At 68.5% G+C, this 23,726-nt stretch carries 17 protein-coding genes and 1 tRNA gene; 3 read left to right on the top strand and 15 right to left on the bottom strand.

Going from position 1 to position 23,726, the window contains the following annotated elements; translation table 11 throughout:
* The first annotated feature begins 190 nt into the window (after window positions 1–190).
* On the top strand, window positions 191–2,668 hold the full coding sequence (locus tag ACZ573_RS00880; protein ID WP_471297483.1) for a YfhO family protein: 2,478 nt from the start codon (window positions 191–193) through the stop codon (window positions 2,666–2,668).
* A gap of 109 nt (window positions 2,669–2,777) precedes the next feature.
* On the opposite strand, the gene ACZ573_RS00875 is transcribed toward ACZ573_RS00880, so the two are convergent.
* The 10 genes from ACZ573_RS00875 to ACZ573_RS00830 form a co-directional block, all read right to left on the bottom strand.
* Window positions 2,778–6,677 carry a DNA-directed RNA polymerase subunit beta' gene (locus ACZ573_RS00875; protein ID WP_266381488.1) on the bottom strand — a complete coding sequence of 1,300 codons (3,900 nt, stop codon included), beginning with the start codon at window positions 6,675–6,677 and terminating at the stop codon, window positions 2,778–2,780.
* A gap of 97 nt (window positions 6,678–6,774) precedes the next feature.
* Window positions 6,775–10,257, bottom strand: a complete 3,483-nt coding sequence (gene rpoB, locus ACZ573_RS00870; protein WP_030008451.1) for a DNA-directed RNA polymerase subunit beta — start codon at window positions 10,255–10,257, stop codon at window positions 6,775–6,777.
* A gap of 574 nt (window positions 10,258–10,831) precedes the next feature.
* The gene (rplL, locus tag ACZ573_RS00865; RefSeq protein ID WP_033225047.1) at window positions 10,832–11,215 is read right to left on the bottom strand and encodes a 50S ribosomal protein L7/L12; all 384 of its coding nucleotides are present in this window, start codon (window positions 11,213–11,215) and stop codon (window positions 10,832–10,834) included.
* Window positions 11,216–11,325: 110 nt separating this feature from the next.
* Window positions 11,326–11,856 (bottom strand): 50S ribosomal protein L10, encoded by a 531-nt coding sequence (gene rplJ, locus ACZ573_RS00860; RefSeq protein WP_030008449.1) that lies wholly within the window; start codon window positions 11,854–11,856, stop codon window positions 11,326–11,328.
* A gap of 274 nt (window positions 11,857–12,130) precedes the next feature.
* A complete protein-coding gene (locus ACZ573_RS00855) occupies window positions 12,131–13,075 on the bottom strand; it encodes an SCO4651 family lipoprotein (protein WP_471297480.1) in 945 nt (314 codons plus the stop codon).
* Between the two features lie 175 nt (window positions 13,076–13,250).
* On the bottom strand, window positions 13,251–13,979 hold the full coding sequence (rplA, locus tag ACZ573_RS00850; protein ID WP_030388881.1) for a 50S ribosomal protein L1: 729 nt from the start codon (window positions 13,977–13,979) through the stop codon (window positions 13,251–13,253).
* 88 nt (window positions 13,980–14,067) lie between these two features.
* Window positions 14,068–14,502, bottom strand: a complete 435-nt coding sequence (gene rplK / locus ACZ573_RS00845; protein WP_030008445.1) for a 50S ribosomal protein L11 — start codon at window positions 14,500–14,502, stop codon at window positions 14,068–14,070.
* Window positions 14,503–14,667: 165 nt separating this feature from the next.
* Window positions 14,668–15,579 carry a transcription termination/antitermination protein NusG gene (gene nusG / locus ACZ573_RS00840; RefSeq protein ID WP_373042814.1) on the bottom strand — a complete coding sequence of 304 codons (912 nt, stop codon included), beginning with the start codon at window positions 15,577–15,579 and terminating at the stop codon, window positions 14,668–14,670.
* Between the two features lie 83 nt (window positions 15,580–15,662).
* A complete protein-coding gene (secE, locus tag ACZ573_RS00835; RefSeq protein ID WP_189733391.1) occupies window positions 15,663–15,944 on the bottom strand; it encodes a preprotein translocase subunit SecE in 282 nt (93 codons plus the stop codon).
* 104 nt (window positions 15,945–16,048) lie between these two features.
* Window positions 16,049–16,121 (bottom strand) — tRNA-Trp (locus ACZ573_RS00830).
* Between the two features lie 193 nt (window positions 16,122–16,314).
* Between ACZ573_RS00830 and ACZ573_RS00825 the strand changes: the two genes are divergently transcribed.
* Window positions 16,315–17,541: a pyridoxal phosphate-dependent aminotransferase gene (locus ACZ573_RS00825; protein WP_383514196.1), complete on the top strand. Its 1,227-nt coding sequence runs from the start codon at window positions 16,315–16,317 to the stop codon at window positions 17,539–17,541.
* Between the two features lie 262 nt (window positions 17,542–17,803).
* Window positions 17,804–18,823 (top strand): adenosine deaminase, encoded by a 1,020-nt coding sequence (locus ACZ573_RS00820; protein WP_471297477.1) that lies wholly within the window; start codon window positions 17,804–17,806, stop codon window positions 18,821–18,823.
* Here ACZ573_RS00820 and ACZ573_RS00815 read toward each other — a convergent pair.
* The 5 genes from ACZ573_RS00815 to ACZ573_RS00795 all read right to left on the bottom strand — a co-directional run bounded on the left by ACZ573_RS00815 (window position 18,813) and on the right by ACZ573_RS00795 (window position 22,915).
* Window positions 18,813–19,229: a hypothetical protein gene (locus ACZ573_RS00815; protein ID WP_030011236.1), complete on the bottom strand. Its 417-nt coding sequence runs from the start codon at window positions 19,227–19,229 to the stop codon at window positions 18,813–18,815. The two genes, ACZ573_RS00820 and ACZ573_RS00815, sit on opposite strands and share 11 nt — an antisense overlap.
* 16 nt (window positions 19,230–19,245) lie before the next feature.
* Window positions 19,246–20,385 carry a UDP-N-acetylmuramate dehydrogenase gene (locus tag ACZ573_RS00810; RefSeq protein WP_471298988.1) on the bottom strand — a complete coding sequence of 380 codons (1,140 nt, stop codon included), beginning with the start codon at window positions 20,383–20,385 and terminating at the stop codon, window positions 19,246–19,248.
* Window positions 20,382–20,780 (bottom strand): DUF3291 domain-containing protein, encoded by a 399-nt coding sequence (locus tag ACZ573_RS00805; RefSeq protein ID WP_471297475.1) that lies wholly within the window; start codon window positions 20,778–20,780, stop codon window positions 20,382–20,384. Before ACZ573_RS00805 ends, ACZ573_RS00810 begins: the two co-directional genes overlap by 4 nt.
* Before the next feature lie 41 nt (window positions 20,781–20,821).
* Window positions 20,822–22,264, bottom strand: coding sequence for a DHA2 family efflux MFS transporter permease subunit (locus tag ACZ573_RS00800; RefSeq protein WP_471297473.1), 1,443 nt, complete (start codon window positions 22,262–22,264; stop codon window positions 20,822–20,824).
* A gap of 81 nt (window positions 22,265–22,345) precedes the next feature.
* Complete coding sequence (locus tag ACZ573_RS00795) at window positions 22,346–22,915, bottom strand: TetR/AcrR family transcriptional regulator (RefSeq protein WP_471297471.1); 570 nt, start codon at window positions 22,913–22,915, stop codon at window positions 22,346–22,348.
* Between the last annotated feature and the right edge of the window lie 811 nt (window positions 22,916–23,726).

Raw genomic sequence — 23,726 nt, 5'->3', positions numbered from 1 at the left:
CAGGCACAAGGTCAGAGCGTACCTACCTCACAGAGGTAGGTCAAAACAAATGCCCAGCACGAAAACCCGCCGCGCGCAAGCGGGGAGCGGCCCGATCGGCCGTCGGCCCGCCCCCGCGCCCTAAACTGTCCGCTTGACCGGGCGCGGAACGCCGGCGAGTCGATCAGCAGGGAGCAGGACATTGGGGACCGTGGCACCCGAGCCGACCACAGTCGACGCCCGTCCCACAACCCCCCGCAGACCCGCCACGCGCAGACCGGCCGTCCGCCGGATCACCCGTCTCCGCAGCCCCCTGCTGGCCTTCCTGATCACCTCGGGCGCCTTCTGCGCCGCTTGGGTCGCGCGCGGCACCTACCCCTTCGGGAACACCGGCCGGGCCCTGAACGACCAGGCCAACCAGTACGTGCCCTTCCACCGGGCGCTGTGGGACCTGGTCCACGGGCAGGCCGCCGGCGACTTCCTCTTCACCTGGCGCGGCGGCTTCGGACAGCAGTTCCTCGCCGACTACCACACCTACCTCGGCAACCCCTTCTCCTGGCTGGCCGTCCTCGTCCCCCGCGCCCACGTCGACCTCGCCGTCTTCGCGGTCACCCCGATCACGATGGGCACCGCCGCCGCCGTGATGACGGTGTACCTCGGCAAGCTGCACCCCGGCCCGTGGTGGCAGCGGGGCGTGCTCGGAGCGGTGTACGGCCTGTGCGGCTGGGCGCTGAGCGACGCCTCGTACATCCCCATGTGGCTCTGGGGCCTGGTCGCGCTGCCGATGCTCGGCATCGCCGTCGAGTGGTGCCTGGAGGAGCGCCGCTGGCCGGGCGTGGCCCTGCTGGTCGCGCTCGCCTGGTTCGGGAACTTCTACACCGCGATGATGGCCACGATGGCCGCCTGCGTCCTGCTGGCCATCCGCATGATCACCCGCGACATGACGGGCCGGCAGCGGCTGCGCGCGCTGTGGCGGGCCGCGACGGCCACCGGGACCGGCATCCTGCTGACCCTGCCGCTGCTCCTGCCGTCGTTCCTGTCCAGCGGGGCCGCGCAGCCCACCGGGGCGGCCGCCTTCTCCCCCGTCCGGATCGAGCTCTTCCTCTCGGGCATGCTCCCGGCCACGCACCTGTGGGGCGGCCGCCCACGGCTCTACGTCGCCTCGCTCGGGCTGATCCTCGCCGGCGCCTTCGTCCTCAACCGCGCCGTCGCCCGGCGGACCCGCCTGGTGTGGGCGGCGGCGACCCTGCTCGTGGTCGCCTCCTTCCAGTTCCCGCCCACGCAGTACCTGTGGCACGGGCTCGCCGTGCCGAACGGCAACCCGTACCGCGAGGCCTTCGTCTTCAGCGGGATGGTCGTGGTCGTGGCCTGGCTGGCGCTGGCCAACCGGCCGCGCCCGCTGCACCTGGCCCTGGTGGCGGCCCTCCTGGTGGCGGCCACCTACGTACTGCGGCGCACCGACGACTTCGGCGGCTGGACCTGGCCGGCCGTGCTGGGCGGCGGTGCGGTCTCCCTGCTGGCCCTGGTCCTGCTGCGGCTCGGCGAGAAGCGCCGGTTCCTGATCCCGGTGGCCGCCGCCCTGATGATCGGCGTCGTGTTCGCCGAGTCCACGGTGGCCGCGGCCAATGCGGACGCCCGCCGGGCCCGCGAGCGCTGGGCCAAGCCGGTCGTCACCTCGAACCGGTCGATCGGCAACCACTTCGAAGCCGTCCGCGGTGCGGCGGGCTGGCCCGCCTACCGGACCGACTCGGGCGCGCCCCAGAGCGCGTACAACGACGCCCTGGCGCTGCGGGCGGAGGGTCCGCAGTACTACAGCAGCTACCTCCCCGAGGCCACCTACAAGGCCCTGGAGCCCCTGGGCTACGGCTTCAAGAACGACGGCCGGACCTTCTTCGGCGCCGACAACCCGGTCCTCGACGCGATCTTCTCGATCGGCGCGCGGGTCCGCCCGGGAACCGCCCCCGACAGCTGGACGGCCTCGAAGTTCCCCGCACCCCCGCTGGTCACCCTCCGCACGGTGCCGTACACCTCCCCCAACCCGGCGGACAGCGTCTACGCCCGCCAGGAGAACGTCCTGGGCGCCACTGTCTACCAGGTCCCGCCGGTCACCCGCGGCGGGAACGCCACCGAGCAGACGTACACCGCCCGGTGCACCCCCGGCTCCGAGGCCTACTGGTACTCCCCCGCCCCCTACGGCACGGTCCGCGCCGGCGGCGGCCCCCAGCGGCTCCTGGAGGACCGGATGACGGGCGTGACCCCGCTGGGCACCGTGCCCGCCTCGGGCCAGGTCGACGTCATCCTGCAGACCCGTACGCAGGACGCGGACGCGGGCGCGTACCCGCTCGGCTGCCTGGACCGCGCGGCGCTCGACGCGGCCGTCCGGCACCTCACCGCCACCGGCGCCACCACGGTCCGCCCGGGCGGCCACACCATCGGGGCCACCCTCCCCGCGCCCGCAGCCGCCGGCGGCACGGCCGTCATCGCCACGACGGCCGTCCCGGGCTGGCAGTGCTCGGCCCCCCTGAAGCCCTTCCACGGCCTGCTGGCCGTGGACCTCCCGCCGGGCACGACCGACGTCTCCTGCACCTTCACCCCGAAGGGCCTCGCCCCGGGCCTCGCGGGCGCCGCCCTGGCCCTGCTGGCCCTCACGGCGGTCCAGGTCACCACCCTGCGCCGCCGGCGCCGCTGACCGCCCCGACACCGGGGGCGGCCGGCGGTGTCCCCGCGGCCCCCACGGGCAACGAAGAAGCCCCCCGCCGCTCCTCTCGGAGCAGCGGGGGGCTTCTTCTTACGAGCTCTTAGCCGTTGTACGGGCCGTAGTCGTAGTCCTCCAGCGGGACAGCCTGGCCGGAGCCGGAGCCGAAGGGCGAGTAGTCGATGTCGTCGTAACCGACGGCCGAGTACATCGCGGCCTTGGCCTCTTCGGTGGGCTCCACCCGGATGTTGCGGTAGCGGGCGAGGCCCGTACCGGCCGGGATGAGCTTACCGATGATGACGTTCTCCTTGAGGCCGATGAGGCTGTCGGACTTGGCGTTGATCGCCGCATCCGTCAGGACTCGGGTCGTCTCCTGGAAGGAGGCGGCCGACAGCCAGGATTCCGTCGCCAGCGAGGCCTTGGTGATACCCATCAGCTGCGGACGGCCGGAGGCGGGGTGACCGCCCTCGGTGACCACACGACGGTTCTCGGTCTCGAACTTCGACCGCTCGACCAGCTCGCCCGGCAGGAGCTCCGCGTCGCCGGACTCGATGATCGTCACGCGGCGCAGCATCTGCCGGATGATGATCTCGATGTGCTTGTCGTGGATCGACACGCCCTGCGAGTTGTAGACCTTCTGGACTTCGCCGACCAGGTGGACCTGGACGGCACGCTGACCGAGGATGCGCAGCACGTCGTGCGGGTTGGTGGCACCCATGGTGAGCTTCTGGCCCACCTCGACGTGGTCGCCCTCGTGCACGATGACCTTGGCGCGCTTCGAGATCGGGAACGCCGTCTCGTCGCTGCCGTCGTCGGGCGTGATGACGATCTTCTTCGTCTTCTCGGTCTCCTCGATCCGCACGCGGCCGGCGGCCTCGGAGATCGGGGCGACACCCTTCGGGGTACGGGCCTCGAAGAGCTCGACGACACGCGGCAGACCCTGCGTGATGTCGTCACCGGCCACACCACCGGTGTGGAAGGTACGCATCGTCAGCTGGGTACCGGGCTCACCGATGGACTGGGCGGCGATGATGCCGACCGCCTCACCGATGTCGACCAGCTTGCCGGTGGCGAGCGAGCGTCCGTAGCAGAAGGCACAGGTGCCGACCGCGGACTCACAGGTCAGGACCGAGCGGGTCTTGACCTCCTCGACGCCGTTGGCGACCAGGGCGTCGATGAGCACGTCACCGAGGTCGACGTTGGCCGGCGCGATGACCTTGCCGTCGATGACGACGTCCTCGGCCAGCATGCGGGCGTAGATCGAGGTCTCGACGTCGTCGGCCTTGCGCAGCACGCCGTCCTCGCCGCGAACGGCGATCTTCAGCTTCAGACCGCGCTCGGTGCCACAGTCCTCCTCGCGGATGATCACGTCCTGCGAGACGTCCACCAGACGACGGGTCAGGTAACCCGAGTCGGCGGTACGCAGGGCGGTGTCCGCCAGACCCTTACGGGCACCGTGCGTGGAGATGAAGTACTCCAGAACGGTGAGGCCCTCACGGAAGGACGCCTTGATCGGACGCGGGATGGTCTCGTTCTTCGCGTTCGACACCAGACCACGCATACCGGCGATCTGTCGCATCTGCATCATGTTTCCTCGGGCACCCGAGTCAACCATCATGAAGATGGGGTTCGTCTTGGGGAAGTTCGCGTTCATCGCCTCGGCAACCTCGTTGGTCGCCTTGGTCCAGATCGCGATGAGCTCCTGCGTGCGCTCGTCCTTGGTGATCAGACCGCGCTCGTACTGCTTCTGGACCTTCTCGTCCATCGCCTCGTAGCCCGCGACGATGGCCTTCTTGGCCTCGGGCACGACGACGTCGGAGATGGCCACGGTGACGCCCGAACGGGTCGCCCAGTGGAAGCCGGCCGCCTTCAGGTTGTCGAGCGTCGCCGCCACGATGACCTTGGGGTAGCGCTCCGCCAGGTCGTTGACGATCTCGGAGAGCTGCTTCTTGCCCACCGAGTAGTCGACGAACGGGTAGTCCTCGGGCAGCAGCTCGTTGAAGAGCGCGCGGCCCAGGGTGGTGCGCAGACGGAAGCTGTCGCCCGGCTGGAACTCCTGCTCGCCCTCTTCGGCGACCGGCGGCACCCAGCCACGCGGCGGGATGGTGCCCACCGGGAAGCGGATGTCGACGGACGACTGCAGCGCGAGCTCGCCGTTGTCGAACGCCATGGTCGCCTCGGCCGTGGAGCCGAACGCGCGGCCCTCGCCCTTGGTGTCACGGAGCTCACCGTCGGTGGTCAGGAAGAACAGACCGAGGACCATGTCCTGGGTCGGCATCGTGACCGGACGGCCGTCGGCCGGCTTGAGGATGTTGTTCGAGGACAGCATCAGGATGCGGGCCTCGGCCTGCGCCTCCGCGGAGAGCGGCAGGTGCACGGCCATCTGGTCACCGTCGAAGTCCGCGTTGAACGCGGTGCAGACGAGCGGGTGGATCTGGATGGCCTTGCCTTCGACCAGCTGGGGCTCGAAGGCCTGGATGCCGAGGCGGTGCAGCGTGGGCGCACGGTTCAGCAGGACCGGGTGCTCGGCGATGACCTCTTCGAGGACGTCGTAGACGACCGTGCGGCCGCGCTCGACCATCCGCTTGGCGCTCTTGATGTTCTGCGCGTGGTTCAGGTCGACCAGGCGCTTCATCACGAACGGCTTGAAGAGCTCCAGCGCCATGGCCTTGGGCAGACCGCACTGGTGCAGCTTCAGCTGCGGACCGACGACGATCACGGAACGCGCGGAGTAGTCCACACGCTTACCGAGAAGGTTCTGACGGAATCGACCCTGCTTGCCCTTCAGCATGTCGCTGAGGGACTTCAGGGGACGGTTACCGGGACCGGTCACCGGACGACCACGACGACCGTTGTCGAAGAGGGCGTCCACGGCCTCCTGAAGCATGCGCTTCTCGTTGTTCACGATGATCTCGGGGGCACCGAGGTCGAGGAGACGCTTCAGACGGTTGTTGCGGTTGATCACGCGGCGGTACAGGTCGTTCAGGTCGGAGGTCGCGAAGCGGCCACCGTCCAGCTGCACCATCGGACGCAGGTCCGGCGGGATCACCGGCACGCAGTCCAGAACCATGCCCTTGGGCTTGTTGCTGGTCTGCAGGAACGCGGAGACGACCTTGAGGCGCTTGAGCGCACGGGTCTTCTTCTGGCCCTTGCCGGTACGGATGATCTCGCGGAGGCGCTCGGCCTCCTCCTCGAGGTCGAAGGACTCCAGGCGCTTCTGCAGCGCGGCGGCGCCCATGCAGCCGTCGAAGTACGTGCCGAAGCGGTCACGCAGCTCGCGGTACAGGAGCTCGTCGCCCTCCAGGTCCTGGACCTTGAGGTTCTTGAAGCGGGCCCACACCTCGTCGAGGCGGTCGATCTCGCGCTGGGCGCGGTCACGGAGCTGCTTCATCTCGCGCTCGGCACCTTCGCGCACCTTGCGGCGTACGTCGGCCTTCGCGCCCTCGGCCTCGAGCTCGCCGAGGTCGGTCTCGAGCTTCTTGGCCCGGCCTTCGAGGTCCGCGTCACGGCGGTTCTCGATCTGCTGGCGCTCGACGGAGACGTGCGCCTCCAGCGACGGGAGGTCGCGGGTGCGACGCTCGTCGTCGACGAACGTGATCATGTACGCGGCGAAGTAGATGACCTTCTCGAGGTCCTTCGGCGCGAGGTCCAGCAGGTATCCGAGGCGCGACGGGACGCCCTTGAAGTACCAGATGTGGGTGACGGGAGCGGCAAGCTCGATGTGGCCCATCCGCTCACGGCGCACCTTGGCGCGCGTGACCTCGACGCCACAACGCTCACAGATGATGCCCTTGAAGCGGACACGCTTGTACTTGCCGCAGTAGCACTCCCAGTCCCGGGTAGGACCGAAGATCTTCTCGCAGAAGAGTCCGTCCTTCTCGGGCTTGAGGGTGCGGTAGTTGATGGTCTCCGGCTTCTTGACCTCGCCGTGCGACCAGGTTCGGATGTCGTCCGCGGTGGCAAGGCCGATCCGCAGCTCGTCGAAGAAGTTGACGTCGAGCACTGTGCGTCAATCCCTCTTTCGGGGTCGAGTCTCAATCATGGTCTGAACGGTCCCGGGGATGACGGGGGGCTCTTGAGCGAGCCCCCCGTCAGGCCCGTCAGACCTCTTCGACGCTGCTCGGCTCGCGCCGGGACAGGTCGATACCGAGCTCCTCCGCCGCGCGGAAGACGTCCTCGTCGGTGTCGCGCATCTCGATGGACATGCCGTCCGAGGACAGCACCTCCACGTTGAGGCAGAGCGACTGCATTTCCTTGATGAGCACCTTGAAGGACTCGGGAATGCCCGGCTCGGGGATGTTCTCGCCCTTGACGATGGCCTCGTAGACCTTCACGCGGCCGGTGACGTCGTCGGACTTGATGGTCAGCAGCTCCTGGAGGGCGTAAGCGGCGCCATAAGCCTCGAGCGCCCACACCTCCATCTCACCGAAGCGCTGGCCACCGAACTGCGCCTTACCACCCAGCGGCTGCTGCGTGATCATCGAGTACGGACCGGTCGACCGAGCGTGGAGCTTGTCGTCGACCAGGTGGTGGAGCTTGAGGATGTACATGTACCCGATCGAGATCGGGTCCGGGAACGGCTCGCCGGAGCGGCCGTCGAACAGGCGCGCCTTACCGGACGGGAGGACCAGGCGGTCACCGTCGCGGTTCGGGATGGTGTGCTCGAAGAGGCCGGCGAGCTCATCCTCGCGGGCACCGTCGAACACGGGGGTGGCGACGTTGGTACCGGGCTCGACACGGTCGGCCCCGATGACCTTCAGACGCTCGGCCCACTCCTCGCCGAGCCCGGAGACGTCCCAGCCGCGGCTGGCGAGCCAGCCGAGGTGGATCTCCAGGACCTGTCCCGGGTTCATTCGGGACGGGACACCCAGCGGGTTCAGGATGATGTCGACCGGCGTGCCGTCCTCAAGGAAGGGCATGTCCTCGATCGGAAGGATCTTGGAGATGACACCCTTGTTGCCGTGGCGGCCGGCGAGCTTGTCACCGTCGGTGATCTTGCGCTTCTGGGCGACGTAGACGCGGACCAGCTGGTTCACGCCCGGAGGAAGCTCGTCGCCCTCCTCGCGGTCGAAGACGCGGACACCGATGACCTTGCCGATCTCACCGTGAGGGACCTTGAGCGAGGTGTCACGCACCTCGCGGGCCTTCTCACCGAAGATCGCGCGGAGCAGGCGCTCCTCCGGGGTCAGCTCGGTCTCACCCTTGGGCGTGACCTTGCCGACCAGGATGTCGCCGGCGACGACGTCCGCACCGATGCGGATGATGCCGCGCTCGTCGAGGTCGGCGAGGACCTCCTCGGAGACGTTCGGGATGTCCCGGGTGATCTCCTCGGGGCCCAGCTTGGTGTCACGGGCGTCGACCTCGTGCTCCTCGATGTGGATCGAGGAGAGGACGTCGTCCTGCACGAGGCGCTGCGACAGGATGATCGCGTCCTCGTAGTTGTGACCTTCCCAGGGCATGAACGCGACGAGCAGGTTCTTGCCGAGGGCCATTTCGCCCTCTTCGGTCGCGGGACCGTCGGCGAGGACCTGGGACTCGATGATCCGGTCGCCCTCGTTGACGATGACCTTCTGGTTGACCGAGGTGCCCTGGTTCGAGCGGGAGAACTTGGCGACGCGGTACGTGGTGTACGTGCCGTCGTCGTTGGCGACGGTGATGTAGTCGGCCGAGACCTCCTGGACGACACCGTCCTTCTCCGCGCGGATCGAGTCACCGGCGTCGACCGCACAGCGGTACTCCATGCCGGTGCCCACCAGCGGGGCCTCCGCCTTGATGAGCGGAACGGCCTGGCGCATCATGTTCGCGCCCATGAGGGCACGGTTGGCGTCGTCGTGCTCCAGGAAGGGGATCATCGCGGTCGCGACGGACACCATCTGGCGCGGGGAGACGTCCATGTAGTCGACGTCGTCGCCGGCGATGTAGTCGATCTCGCCGCCACGACGGCGCACCAGCACGCGGTTCTCGGTGAAGCGCATGTCCTCGGACAGGCCGGCGTTGGCCTGGGCGATGACGAAGCGGTCTTCCTCGTCGGCCGTCAGGTAGTCGACCTCGTCGGTGACGACACCGTCGATGACCTTGCGGTACGGGGTCTCGACGAAACCGAACGCGTTGACGCGACCGTAGGACGCGAGCGAGCCGATCAGACCGATGTTCGGGCCTTCAGGGGTCTCGATCGGGCACATGCGGCCGTAGTGCGACGGGTGGACGTCACGGACCTCGAAGCCGGCCCGCTCACGGGACAGACCGCCGGGGCCCAGCGCCGACAGGCGGCGCTTGTGGGTCAGGCCCGAGAGCGGGTTGTTCTGGTCCATGAACTGCGACAGCTGGCTGGTGCCGAAGAACTCCTTGATGGAGGCGACGACCGGCCGGATGTTGATCAGGGTCTGCGGCGTGATGGCCTCGACGTCCTGCGTGGTCATGCGCTCGCGGACGACGCGCTCCATACGAGCCAGACCCGTGCGGACCTGGTTCTGGATGAGCTCGCCGACGTTGCGCAGACGACGGTTGCCGAAGTGGTCGATGTCATCGGTCTCGACCACGATCGAACGGCCGGACTCGCCGGTCGTCTCGGTCTCGCCGGCGTGCAGCTTGACCAGGTACTTGATCGTCGCGATGACGTCGTCGGTGGTGAGCACACCGGCGTCGAGCGGCTCGTCGGCGCCGAGCTTCTTGTTCACCTTGTAGCGGCCGACCTTGGCGAGGTCGTAGCGCTTCGGGTTGAAGTAGAGGTTCTCGAGCAGCGTCTGAGCGGCCTCACGGGTCGGCGGTTCGCCCGGACGCAGCTTGCGGTAGATGTCGAGCAGCGCGTCGTCCTGACCCTGGGTGTGGTCCTTCTCCAGGGTGGCGCGCATGGACTCGTACTCGCCGAACTCCTCGAGGATCTGCTCGGTGGTCCAGCCGAGAGCCTTCAGGAGAACGGTGACGGACTGCTTGCGCTTGCGGTCGATGCGGACACCGACCATGTCGCGCTTGTCGATCTCCATCTCCAGCCAGGCACCCCGGGACGGGATGATCTTGGCGGAGAAGATGTCCTTGTCGGACGTCTTGTCGATGGAGGAGTCGAAGTAGACACCAGGGGAGCGGACAAGCTGCGACACGACGACACGCTCGGTGCCGTTGATGACGAAGGTGCCCTTGTTGGTCATGAGCGGGAAATCGCCCATGAAGACCGTCTGAGACTTGATCTCTCCGGTCTCGTTGTTCGTGAACTCGGCAGTGACGAACAGCGGAGCCGCGTACGTGAAGTCGCGCTCCTTGCACTCGTCGACAGAGTTCTTCGCCGGCTCGAAACGGTGGTCGCGGAAGGTCAGCGACATCGACCCGGAGAAGTCCTCGATCGGCGAGATCTCCTCGAAGATCTCTTCCAGACCGGACTTTGTGGGGACGTCCTGTCCACTCTCAAGCGCCGACTCGACGCGAGACTTCCAGGCGGCATTGCCGAGAAGCCAGTCAAAGCTCTCGGTCTGCAGCGCCAGGAGGTTCGGAACCTCGAGGGGCTCCTTGATCTTTGCAAAGGAGATGCGCAGCGGGGCGGTGCTGGCACCGTTGTTCGTATTGGTCGAGGCGTTGCGCGAGGCGGCCAAGAGGGGGTCCTTCCGAGGGCTCGGACTCACTACGCGCGTACCGGTCCCAGCAGACACAGAAGACAAGCCCCCCGAATCCAACCGAAAGGCCAGGTCAGGGTGATCAATCAAGTGTGCTCAAGCGTGGGCATGTCCCTGGCGACGGGCAGGGGACAGCTAACAGGCAGCGCAAAGGGTCAGTGTAGCCACTCGGCTCACTGATGTCCAGACCAGGTTTCCGGAAACCGGCAACAGGCCTTCCCCATGTCGTTCAACCAACACTGTGTCCAACGCTGCGGCGCCCGTACTCGTGCACAGAGCGCGTATCAGTACTGCCCTCTTCGTAGTCGATCCATGCCTCGGATCTCGGATCCAGGTGGTCGACCTCTCGACGGGACTGAGAATTGCGCGCCGCGTCCCGTTCGTCAAGGCCCCCTGCTCCGAGCGGATCATCTTCGGACCCTGCGTCGGAGCAACGATGATCACCCTACTCCCCAACGAGACCAGGGCAAGTCAGGCACCGCGGGTACGCCAAAGGGCGACCACCCTTACGGGTGATCGCCCTTGGTTGGGGCCTCAGAGGGCCCCAGAGGTGTTACTTGACCTCGACAGCCGCGCCGGCAGCCTTGAGGGACTCGGCGGCCTTGTCAGCGGCCTCCTTGGCGACCTTCTCGAGGACCGGCTTCGGAGCGCCGTCCACGAGGTCCTTGGCCTCCTTCAGACCCAGGGAGGTCAGCTCACGCACGACCTTGATGACCTGGATCTTCTTGTCGCCGGCACCGGTGAGGATGACGTCGAACTCGTCCTGCTCCTCAGCGGCCTCGGGGGCGGCACCGACACCGGCGGGGCCGGCAACGGCGACGGCCGCGGCGGCGGTGACGTCGAACTTCTCCTCGAAGGCCTTAACGAACTCGGAGAGCTCGATGAGGGTCATCTCCTCGAACTGGGCGAGGAGGTCGTCCTGAGAGAGCTTCGCCATGATGGGCGATCCTTCCACTAAATCGGCAGGTGCCGGATGTATATAGAGGCGGGCGTAACGGCCCGCTACGACCCACGCACTAGGCGGCGTGGATCAGTGCGCGAGCCGAATTACTCGGCACCGCCCTGCTCGGCGAGCTTGACGCGAAGCGCTTCCGCGGTGCGGACGAACTTCGACGGCAGCGCCTGGAAGAGCGAGGCAGCCTGAGACTGCTTGCCCTTGAACGCGCCGGCCAGCTTGCTGAGCAGAACCTCGCGGGACTCGAGGTCCGCAAGCTTCTTGATCTCATCGGCGGTGAGCGCCTTACCATCAAGGACACCCGCCTTGATGATGAGGTTCGGGTTGTCCTTGGCGAAGTCACGCAGGCTCTTCGCCGACTCCACCGGGTCACCGGTGATGAAGGCGACCGCGGTCGGACCAGCGAAGTGCTCGTCCAGCGCGGTGATCCCGGCCTGGTTGGCCGCAATCTTGGTCAGCGTGTTCTTCACCACGGCGTACTGGGCGTTCTCACCGAGGGAGCGACGCAGCGTCTTGAGCTGCGCGACGGTGAGACCCCGGTACTCGGTCAGCACGGCGGCGTTCGAGCTCTGGAACGCGTCCTTGAGCTCGGCTACCGATGCAGCCTTGTTGGGCGTCGGCATGGTGCGTTCGCCTCCTTCCGGGTGATGAGGACCGCTCAGAAGGGGCTGAAATAAGAAACGCCCCGGCGCAGGCGCCAGGGCGTGGCTCGACCGGAACGAATTCCGGGAACCTTCCACAGTCACCTACGCGGGTCGTCCGTATTCAACGGATCCTTCGGCCACCGAACCCTTGCGGGCACGGCAACGACCAGCGGTCTTTGGCTTCTGGGGAAGACTACGTGAAGGGGTGCAGCCGAGGCAAATCGCCTCAGGAGCCGAGGTCCGGGCCGTCCGGTCAGGCACCCGCGCCGCGCTCGCCCAGTTCCTTGAGCATCGCGAAGAGGTCGAAGGTCTCGTTCTCCGGCGGCGTCGTGACCGTGGCGGCGGAGCCGTAGTCCGAGTAGGAGGCGTCCATGTTCATGGTCCCCTGCGGCGTCCCGATGCCGACCTTCATGTGGACCGGGTAGCCGTCCTTGTTCAGCCAGACGTCCGTGTCGTAGCCCTTGATGCCGGCCTTCTTCGTGGCCTCGATCAGCTGGGTGCGCTCGGTGTCGGAGAGCGCCTTGGCGGACTCGTCGGCCGCCAGCATCTCCTCGAAGGTCAGGGTGCCCTTGTAGTGCTCGGTGTCCGCGCCCTCGACCTTCTCGGCCCCGAGATGCTTCACGTTCGGCGAGCTGAGCAGGAGGGCGAGCTGCTTGGCCGGATCCTGGTTCTGGTCCATGCCGTTCATGCCGCTGAGCTTCTTGAGCGCCTCGGCGTCGGCGGCCTGCGCCGCGGCATTGAGGTCCAGCTTCATCCAGCGCTTGCCCTCCATGCTCCCGGTCATCGGGGAGCCCTTCGGCACCTCCATGAACATGACGTTGTTCGACATGACCATGCGCATGGACTCGGTGCCCGATCCCGGGGCGGGCGCGCCCTTCATGGTGACGTCCATGACCTGCGGGTCCCAGCCCTGGACACCGGTCATCTCCACGGTGCCGCCCGCGCCCAGCGACGCGGGCATGGACATGGTCATGCGGAACTTGGCCGACTTGGCCGCGGAGGTCTTCTTGTACGCCGCCGTGAGCGCCTCGGTGGCGGCACCGCCCACCACGGGCCGGTCCGGCGCCGCGGAGCCCCCGACGGCAGCCTTGCCGGCGTCGTCCTTCTTGCCGCTCTCGCAGGCCGTGGCACCGCCGACGAGCAGTACGGCGGCCAGCGCTGCGCCGATGGTCTTCTTCCGGTACGCGGACACGCGCATCCCCACCCCTGTGAGCAATCGCTTGTTCGATCCGACCCTACGTTTACGTGGTGCCGGATCGCGCCCCCATTAACCCCCGGTCAAGGGATATGTGGCCCTGAACACGGAAGCGGGCCCCCCACCACCCTGTGAAGGGGGCGAGGGGCCCGCTGAGCCACTCGGTGAGCCGTCAGGCTCAGACAGCAGCCGGGTCTTCCTCGACGAGGAGGTTCCGGGTGCGGTTCGGGTCCAGCTGGATGCCGGGGCCCATGGTGGTGCTGAGGGCGGCCTTCTTGATGTAGCGGCCCTTCGCGGCGGACGGCTTCAGACGAAGGATCTCGTCCAGGGCCGCGCCGTAGTTCTCGACCAGCTTGTCATCGGAGAAGGAGACCTTGCCGATGATGAAGTGCAGGTTCGAGTGCTTGTCGACGCGGAACTCGATCTTGCCACCCTTGATCTCGGTGACAGCCTTCGCGACGTCCATCGTGACGGTGCCGGTCTTCGGGTTCGGCATCAGGCCACGGGGACCGAGCACGCGGCCGAGGCGGCCGACCTTGCCCATGAGGTCCGGGGTGGCCACAACGGCGTCGAACTCGTTCAGGCGGTTGCCCTTGGCGATCTCGTTGATCAGCTCGTCGTCGCCGACAATGTCGGCGCCGGCGGCTTCCGCGGCCGCAGCACGGTCACCGGTCGCGAAGACCAGGACCCGGGCGGTCTTGCCGGTGCCGTGCGGGAGGTTCACGGTGCCGCGGACCATCTGGTCGGCCTTGCGCGGGTCGACACCCAGGCGGAAGGCGACCTCGACGGTGCCGTCGAACTTGGTCGTGGAGGTCTCCTTGGCGAGACGGACGGCCTCGAGCGGGGCGTACAGCTTCTCCCGGTCGACCTTGGCGTCCGCAGCGCGGAGAGTCTTGCTGCGCTTCACTTCTGCTCCTGTGTTTTGGCTTCAGGCATGGAGTCGTGGTGCGGACCAGCGCTTGGTCCTACCACTGATGGTGCTGGGGGTGGCTGGATCAGCCTTCGACGGTGACGCCCATCGAACGCGCGGTGCCGGCAATGATCTTGACGGCGGCGTCGATGTCGTTGGCGTTCAGGTCGGGCATCTTCAGCTCGGCGATCTCCTTGACCTGGGCAGCCGTGAGCTTGGCGACCTTGGTCTTGTGGGGCTCGCCGGAGCCCTTCTCGATGCCCGCGTGCTTCAGGATGAGGCGCGCGGCCGGCGGAGTCTTGGTGATGAAGGTGAAGGAGCGGTCGTCGTAGACCGTGATCTCCACCGGCACGACCATGCCACGCTGCGACTCGGTCGCGGCGTTGTAGGCCTTGCAGAACTCCATGATGTTGACGCCGTGCTGACCGAGCGCGGGGCCGACCGGCGGAGCCGGGTTGGCCGCACCGGCCTTGATCTGGAGCTTGATAAGCCCCGTGACCTTCTTCTTCTTGGGAGGCATTGCTCTCTCCGGGTCCTAGTGAGAGTTTTCAGCCGCCCATCCGGTCATCCGGATGGAGGCATACCGCACCACGATAACGGGTATCGGTGCGGGGCTAAAAACCGAGCAGGTCAGACCGCCCTTCACGGGGCGATCTGACCTGTCCGGAAGCTGTCGCTCAGAAGATCAGTTCTTCTGGATCTGGTCGAAGCTGAGCTCGACCGGGGTCTCGCGGCCGAAGATCTCGACGAGGCCCTTGACCTTCTTCGAGTCGGGGTTGATCTCGTTGATGGTCGCCTGCAGCGTCGCGAACGGGCCGTCGGTGACGGTGACCGAGTCGCCGACCTCGAAGTCCAGGACCTCGATGGTGCGCTTGACGGCGGGCGCGGGCAGACCGGCCTCTTCCGCGGCGGCCTTGGCGGCCTTCTCCTGCGCCTCCGGGGCGAGCATCTTGACGATCTCGTCCAGGGTCAGCGGGTACGGGTCGTACGCGTTGCCGACGAAGCCGGTGACGCCAGGCGTGTTGCGGACGACACCCCAGGACTCGTTCGTCAGATCCATACGGACGAGAACGTAACCGGGCAGCTTGTTCTGCCGGACGTTCTTGCGCTCGCCGTTCTTGATCTGGACGATCTCTTCCTCGGGCACCTCGGCCTGGTAGATGAACTCCTCGACGTTCAGCGAGACGGCGCGCTGCTCCAGGTTGGCCTTCACGCGCTTCTCGTAGCCGGCGTAGGTGTGGATCACGTACCACTCGCCGGGGAGCAGGCGCAGCTCCTCGCGCAGGGCCTGGATGGGGTCGACGGGCTCGGCGGGCTCGACCGGCGCGGCCTCTTCGGCCTCTTCCTCGTCGGCCTCGGCGTCGTCAGCAGCCTCTTCGACCTCGGCGTCGACCTCGACCTCGGCGTCAACCTCGGCGTCGTCCTCGTCCTCGTCGGACTCGACGTGCATCGCGGCCTCTTCGGCGGCGACACCCGCCTCGACGTCGGCGAGCTCGGCCTCGTCGGGCTCCACAGCGTCCGCCGCCTCGACGATGTCGAGCTCGTCCTCGACGGACTCGACGGAGTCGTGGCTCGCGTTCAGGTTCGGGTCAGACACGGTGGCTGCTTCTTCCTGGATACAAAAGGTGGTGGAACATGCGAAAACGGGCGACACCATCAAGGCGCCGCCCTCCGCGGGGATCAGCCGAAGACGAACTTGATGGCTTTTTCAAACCCAAAGTCAATCACGGTTACCAGACCGATCATGATGATCACGAAGACAATCACCACGGTGGTGTACGTCGTGAGCTGGTTGCGAGTCGGCCAAACAACCTTGCGGAGTTCCGCGACAATCTGGCGGTAGAAAAGCGCGAGCCGGCCCAGGGGGCCCTTCTTGCCACGCTTGCCGCCCTTGCGGGCCTTCTTCTCGCGCGTCTCGTCCTCGGCGTCAGGCATGTCGATGGAGCCCAGGGCGTCCGTCACGTCTCTCACCTGAATCCGGGTCGTGGCCGTACCGCGCCCGGTTGCGCCGCACGGCGTTGCATAAGTACGTACCTGCGCACACACGTCCGAGATGGAGTGTGGAGCAGGGCCGGAGGGACTCGAACCCCCAACCGCTGGTTTTGGAGACCAGTGCTCTACCAATTGAGCTACGACCCTTTGCGTCCCCCAACCTACCGCATCCGAGCGAGTGCACGGAGTGCTCACGCTTTGCAGCGGCTGGCGAGGTCCAACGACAGGTGAGTGTACGTGAACCGGGCCGTGACGTCGAACAGCACCTGAGCTGACATGCGCCGGTCCGTTGACTGAAACGGTGTGCGGCGGTTCTTTGCCGTCTGGGACGATTGCCCACATGACCTCTGCAACGCCTTCCTCCGAGCGCCGGGTGTCCGCCCGTATCGGCGCCATTTCCGAGTCCGCCACCCTCGCCGTGGACGCCAAGGCCAAGGCCCTCAAGGCCGCCGGGCGCCCGGTGATCGGCTTCGGTGCCGGCGAGCCCGACTTCCCGACCCCGGACTACATCGTCGAGGCGGCGGTCGAGGCCTGCCGCAACCCCAAGTACCACCGCTACACGCCTGCCGGCGGTCTGCCCGAGCTGAAGGCCGCGATCGCCGCCAAGACGCTGCGCGACTCCGGCTACGAGGTGGACGCCTCGCAGGTCCTGGTGACCAACGGCGGCAAGCAGGCGATCTACGAGGCCTTCGCGGCCATCCTGGACCCGGGTGACGAGGTCATCGTCCCGGCTCCGTACTGGACCACCTACCCGGAGTCCATCCGTCTCGCCGGCGGTGTCCCGGTCGAGGTCGTCGCCGACGAGACCACCGGCTACCGCGTCTCCGTCGAGCAGCTGGAGGCCGCGCGCACCGAGCGCACCAAGGTCGTCCTGTTCGTCTCCCCGTCCAACCCGACCGGCTCGGTCTACAGCGAGGCCGACGCCCGCGCGATCGGCGAGTGGGCCGCCGAGCACGGCCTGTGGGTGCTGACGGACGAGATCTACGAGCACCTCGTCTACGGCGAGGCGAAGTTCACCTCGCTGCCGGTGCTGGTCCCCGCCCTGCGCGACAAGTGCATCATCGTCAACGGCGTCGCCAAGACGTACGCGATGACCGGCTGGCGCGTGGGCTGGGTCATCGCCCCGCAGGACGTCATCAAGGCGGCGACCAACCTGCAGTCGCACGCCACCTCCAACGTCTCCAACGTGGCCCAGGTCGCCGCGCTGGCCGCCGTCTCGGGCAACCTCGACGCGGTCGCGGAGATGCGCAAGGCCTTCGACCGCCGCCGCCAGACGATGGTGAAGATGCTGAACGAGATCGACGGCGTCTTCTGCCCGACCCCCGAGGGCGCGTTCTACGCGTACCCGTCGGTCAAGGAGCTCATCGGCAAGGAGATCCGCGGCAAGCGCCCGCAGAGCTCCGTCGAGCTCGCCGCCCTGATCCTGGACGAGGTCGAGGTCGCGGTCGTCCCGGGCGAGGCCTTCGGCACCCCCGGCTACCTGCGCCTGTCCTACGCCCTGGGCGACGAGGACCTGGTGGAGGGCGTGTCCCGCATCCAGAAGCTCCTGGCGGAGGCCAAGGCCTAGGGCTCGCGCGGCCCGCAGCACGAACCGGGCGGCGGCACCCCTGGGGGTGCCGCCGCCCAGGCGTTTCCCGCCCCGCCGGACCACATCCAGCCCCGTCGGCGTTTGAGGCGCTCTTTCAGCCCCGCCGGCGTTTGAGGCGCGGGTCCGGGCAGTGCCCGGAGGATCCCGCGCAGCGGCCCCGGCCCCCGCTCACGCGTTCGCGCAAGCCCCCGATCGGTAAAACCCCCTCCCGCTGAGCGCAGCGGTACGGCAGGATCACCAGATGGAGCACGCACGCGATCTCACGCTTCTGCCCAAGGCCCACCTCCACCTGCACTTCACCGGGTCGATGCGGCCATCGACCCTGCTGGAGCTCGCCGACAAGTACGGCGTGCGCCTCCCCGACGCCCTCACGGCCGGGGAGCCGCCCAAGCTCCGCGCCACCGACGAGCGCGGCTGGTTCCGCTTCCAGCGCCTCTACGACGCCGCGCGCTCCTGCCTGCGCGAGCCCGACGACATCCGGCGCCTGGTCCGCGAGGCCGCGGAGGAGGACGTACGGGACGGCAGCGGCTGGCTGGAGATCCAGGTGGATCCCACCTCCTACGCCCCCCTGCTCGGCGGGATGATCCCGGCCGTCGAGATCATCCTCGACGCCGTCGACGCGGCCTCCCGCGAGACCGGCCTCGGCATGCGGGTCCTCATCGCCGCCAACCGCATGAAGCACCCCCTCGACGCCCGCACCCTCGCCCGCCTCGCCGTCCGCTACGCCGACCGCGGCATCGTCGGCTTCGGTCTCTCCAACGACGAGCGCCGCGGCATGGCCCGCGACTTCGACCGGGCCTTCGCCATCGCCCGCGAGGGCGGCCTCCTCGCCGCACCGCACGGCGGTGAGCTCACCGGCCCGTCCTCCGTCCGCGACTGCCTCGACGATCTGCGCGCCTCCCGGATCGGGCACGGCGTGCGGGCCGCCGAGGATCCCCGGCTGCTCAAGCGGCTCGCCGACCGGCAGATCACCTGCGAGGTCTGCCCGGCGTCCAACGTCGCCCTCGGGGTCTACGAGCGGCCCGAGGACGTCCCGCTGCGCACCCTCTTCGAGGCCGGGGTCCCCATGGCCCTGGGCGCCGACGACCCGCTGCTCTTCGGGTCCCGGCTCGCGGCCCAGTACGAGATCGCCCGCCGCCACCACGCCTTCACGGACGCGGAGCTGGCCGAGCTGGCCCGCCAGTCGGTGCGCGGCAGCGCGGCTCCCGAAGAGGTGCAGGCCAAGCTGCTGGCGGGGATCGACCACTGGCTCACCGGGTGAGCCGCAGGTCCCCCTCGTAGCAGTCGGCGCGTACCCGCCCGCCGTCCAGGAAGCCGATCTCCAGGTGGGTGCGGCCCTGCTCGGGCAGGGCGAACTCGGCGACCGAGGCGACGGTCTCGCCGAGGTGCCGCAGGAAGGGGTGGTCGCCGAGGTCCTCGCCGACCTCGATGCGGCCCCACTCCCCCATGTCGTACGCCGCGTGCGGGGTGGCGGACTCGACGATGAGGCACTGGTCGGACCCGGTGGTGATCCGGATGGTGTCGCCGATGCTGTCGATCAGCCAGACGTCGAGGGGCGCCTCGGAACGTTCGCCGTCGCTGATGTGCCAGGACGCGACGACTCGGCTGAGCGTGCGCCCCACGAGACGGGTGGGGTCCGTACCGGCCCCGTGCAGGGGACAGAGCATGGGCGGCCGGGGCTCCTCAGATGCTGACGCCGACCGTCACCGGTTCGTTGACCAGGGTGACGCCGAAGGCCGCGTGAACGCCCGCGACGACCTCGCGGGCCAGGGTGAGGAGGTCCTCGGTGGTGGCCTCGCCGCGGTTGGTGAGGGCGAGGGTGTGTTTGGTGGAGATGCGCGCCGGGCCGGTGCCGTAGCCCTTGGTGAAACCGGCCTTGTCGATCAGCCAGGCCGCGCTGGTCTTCGTACGGCCGTCGCCGGCGGGGTACGCGGGCGGGGCGGTGTCGGGGCCGAGGCGGTCCTGGGCGCGGGCGAGGAAGTCGGCGTAGGCCTCGTCGGTCAGGATCGGGTTGTGGAAGAAGGAGCCGGCCGACCAGGTGTCGTGGTCGGCGGGGTCGAGGACCATGCCCTTGCCGGCGCGCAGCCGCAGCACCGTCTCGCGGGCGGTGGCGGCGGGGACCCGGTCGCCGGCCTCGACGCCGAGGGCGCGGGCGGTCTCGGGGTACTTGATCGGCGCGGACAGGCCGCCGGCGTCCTCCAGGGCGAAGCGCACGCGCAGGACGACGTAGCGGTCGGGCTGGTCCTTGAAGGTGCTGTTGCGGTACCGGAAGGCGCACTCGGCGGCGCTCAGGGTGACCGTTTCCCCGCTGGTGCGGTCGTAGGCGACGACCTCGGTGATGGTGTCGCAGACCTCCTGGCCGTACGCACCGACGTTCTGGATCGGGGTGGCGCCGGCCGAGCCGGGGATGCCCGCGAGGCACTCGATGCCGGCGAGGCCGGCCTCGACGGTGCGGGCGACGGCGTCGCTCCAGTTCTCGCCCGCGGCGAGCTCCAGCCGCGTCCCGTCCAGGTCGAATCCGGTGGTCGCGATGCGCAGGGCGGTGCCGTCGAAGCCCCGGTCGCCGATGACCAGGTTGCTGCCGCCGCCGATGATCAGGAGCGGGGTGCCGCTCTCGTCCGCGGCGCGCACGGTGGCGACCACCTCGGCGTCGGTGGTCGCGGTGACCAGGCGGGCGGCGGGACCACCGAGACGGAAGGTGGTCAGCGGGGCGAGGGGGGCATCGTGGAGTTCCTGCACGTGGACAAGAGTACGGTCCGTGCCCCTCGCATCCCTGCGGGGCCACGGACCGTACTCACTCGTCCCCCCTGCCGGCCGGGTCAGTGGCCCGTCTTCTGCTCGGCGAGGCGGCGTTCGGCCTCGGCCCAGGTGAGGGGGAGCTCACCGGCCCGCACGGTCCAGTAGGTGAAGGCCGATTCCTTCATGTACGCGCTGGCTGCGCGGGAGCTGGTGCGGTGGGGCTCGCTGCGGGCGAAGCGGTGGAGCGCGTCCCGGTCCTCCCAGGCGGAGAGGGTGAGGAAGGTACGGCTGAGGACGCGGGCGCGCAGGGCGACGCCGTGGGCACCGGGGGCCTTGCGGATCTGGAGGATGATGCCGGGCGCCTTGAGGAAGAACTTGACGGCGCCGGCGAGCGTGGCGGTCTCGAAGCGGGAGGCCATGACGTAGACCTCGGCGTCGGGGGCGGCCTGGGCGGGCGTGGACCAGGGGATGTCGGGCATCGCGGGCGCTCCTTGGCGGTCTCGGTCGGGTGTGGGCGGGGTCAGCCGGCGGCGGGGACCTTGTCCGGGACGGCGGTGGGCCGGCCGGCGGGCACCGGGGCGGCCTTGGCCTTACGGGGCACCAGCAGGGCCAGGGCGGCGGCGAGGGCGACCGCGCCGGCGCCGATCCACAGGGCGGGGATGGTGCCGTCGGTGAAGGCCTGCGGGGATTCGTAGCCGCCCTGGGAGGAGAAGACGGAGGCCAGGACCGCGACGCCGAGGGCTCCGCCGACCTCGCGCAGCGCGTTGTTGGTGCCGGAGGCCTTGCCCTGGTCGGCCGGGGCGACGGTGGACATCAGGACGTTGGCCGCGGGGGCGAAGTAGAGGGCCATACCGATGCCGCTGAGGATCAGCGGCGGGAGCTGGGCCGCGTACGACACGTCCGCGCTCAGGATCGCCGCGAACCAGCCGAGACCGAGGGCCTGGAACGCGAGCCCGGCGGCGACGACGGGACGGCCGCCGATGCGGTCGGAGAGGATCCCGGCCAGCGGGGCGACGATCATCGGCATTCCGGTCCAGGGGAGCATGCGCAGACCGGCCTCGGTGGGCGAGTAGCCGGCGACGCCCTGGAGGAACTGGCTGAGCAGGAAGATCGAGCCGAACATGCCGAGGAACATGAGCAGGCTGGCCAGGTTGATCCCGAGGAAGCCGCGGTCACGGAAGAGCCGCATGGGCAGCATGGGGTTGGCGTTGTTGAAGCCGTGGTGGATGAAGCCGCCGACGAGCGCACTGCCGACGATCAGGCCGGTCAGGACGGGGGCGCTGGTCCAGCCCTCGGAGTTGGCGTTGACCAGGGCGTAGACGATGCCGAAGAGGCCGCCGCTGATGAGCAGGGTGCCCGGGAGGTCGAGGCGCGCACCGGGGGCGGTGGACTCGGCGAGGCGCAGGCGGGCGAGCGGGATCAGGGCGAGGCCTATCGGCACGTTGAGCCAGAAGATCCACTGCCAGGAGATGTGCTCGGTGAGGCTGCCGCCGATGAGGGGGCCGCTGGCGACGGCGAGGCCGGTGACGGCTCCGTAGATCCCGAGGGCCATGCCGCGGCGGGCGGCCGGAACGGCGGCGGTGAGGAGGGTGAGCGTGAGCGGCATCATGATCGCCGCGCCGACGCCCTGCACGGCGCGGGCGGCGATGAGCGCGTCGATGCCGGGCGAGAGAGCGGCCGCGGCGGAGGCGCCGGTGAAGACCGCGAGACCCACGACGAACAGCCGGCGGCGGCCGAAGCGGTCCCCGAGGGCGGCACCGAACATGAGGAGGACGGCGAAGGTGAGCGTGTACGCGTTCACCGTCCACTCCAGGTCCTCCAGCTTGCCGCCGAGGTCCGCGCGGATGGCGGGGAGGGCGGTGGTGACGACCAGGTTGTCGAGTGCGGCCATGAAGCTGGCCACGCCGGTGAGGACGAGGGCCCAGACGGCGGGCCCCCGGAGCTTGGTGTCTTGCGTCTGCACGGTTTCCCCCTGCGAGTTGTTAGTTATTGCTGACTAACTTTCGTGATCGTGAAAATGCGCGCGACCGGATCGCGCGCGCCCTCACTTCTCCAGACGACGCTTGGCACGCGCCGTCGGATAGAGCCCTTCCCAGACCCGGTGCTCCGGCGGAAATCCCATGGCGGCGAGGGTGTTGATCAGCATTCCGTAGGCCATGAAGGTCGTGGTCTCGCCGATGTCCCCGCCGAAGGGCACGTGGACCGTGTCCCAGAGCTCCATCCAGCCCTTGCGCACGAGCTCGCCGAGCTCGTGGTCCCCGGCAGCCTCGGCGGCGGCGACGGTGACGTACATCTGGAGCTGCATCTGCAGCTTGTCGGGATCTTCGGCGATCAGCCGGGTGTAGGCGTTCGCCATCGCCTGCGTGGCTTCTTCCCCCTGCAGCCCTTCGGCGGCGGCGGCGAAGAGGTCGCGCGTCTCCCTCAGGCAGCGCTCGGCGGCGGCCAGGAAGATGGCCTGCTTACTGGGGAAGAGCCGGAAGAGGTACGGCTGCGAGACACCCACCCGCTTGGCGATCGCCTCGGTGGAGGTCCCGTAGTAACCCCCACGCGCGAACTCGTGCACCGCCGCGCGAATGACGCTCTCACGCCGCTCGTCTGCGCTCATCCTGACCATGAGACAAAGTTATTGGCCAATCACTAACTATGTCAAGGAGTGAAGGCGGGGCGGGGAGGCGGGGCGGGGCGGGGAGGCGGAGAGCGGGAGCCACTCGATCGGAATCAGGGATGCGTATGGGGGTTTCCCGTCAGTCTCATCGTCTCTCCGTGTCGGGCCGGTCCCTCAAGGGCGCTCCTCCGTCGCGTCGCTTCGCGATGTCGCTGCGCTCCACCCTTGACCGACCGTCCCGCCCCGGACATACGAAGACTGCCGGGAAACCCCCAAAGGAACGGGCCGGTCGATACTTCCAGGGACGGGCACATCAGAGACCTTCGGGCGGGTCGGGCGTCAGGGACGAGCAGGAGGCGGGGCCCACAGGAGAGGCCTGCCGGGGCGGGGGAAGCGCGTCCAATCGCTACGCGCTCCTCATCTCTCAGCGACCACAGGCCATCCTGGGCTGGACATAGGCCGCCCACGAGCCTTGGGCGCTGCTCATGGGAGGCGTCTGCCGGCTGTCCGTGGCGGAGAAGCGCGAAACTGCGGCTATTTCGTCGTGGATGCGGGTCAGCGCACGTGGGTGGGCAGAAAAGTCGAGCGTTTGCCCCAATTATCCCTGTTTGGGCATGGACTTGTGGGGCGATGCTCGCGTTGACCCGGCTCCACGACGGAATAGCGAGCATTCAGCCCCTGACGGCCGTCGGTCGCGGTCAGGGAGAAGCGCGTAGCGATCTGAGGCGGCCTCTGCCCAGCCCAGGACGGTCTGCGGACGCTGGGAGATGGGGAGCGCGTAGCGATCGGACGCGCTTCCCCCGACATTGGCAGCCGGCTG

It is taken from the genome of Streptomyces sp. NPDC040545 (genome assembly GCF_055595065.1).
Note: the sequence above shows the minus strand (reverse complement) of the source record. Positions and strands in the feature narration are given on the sequence as shown.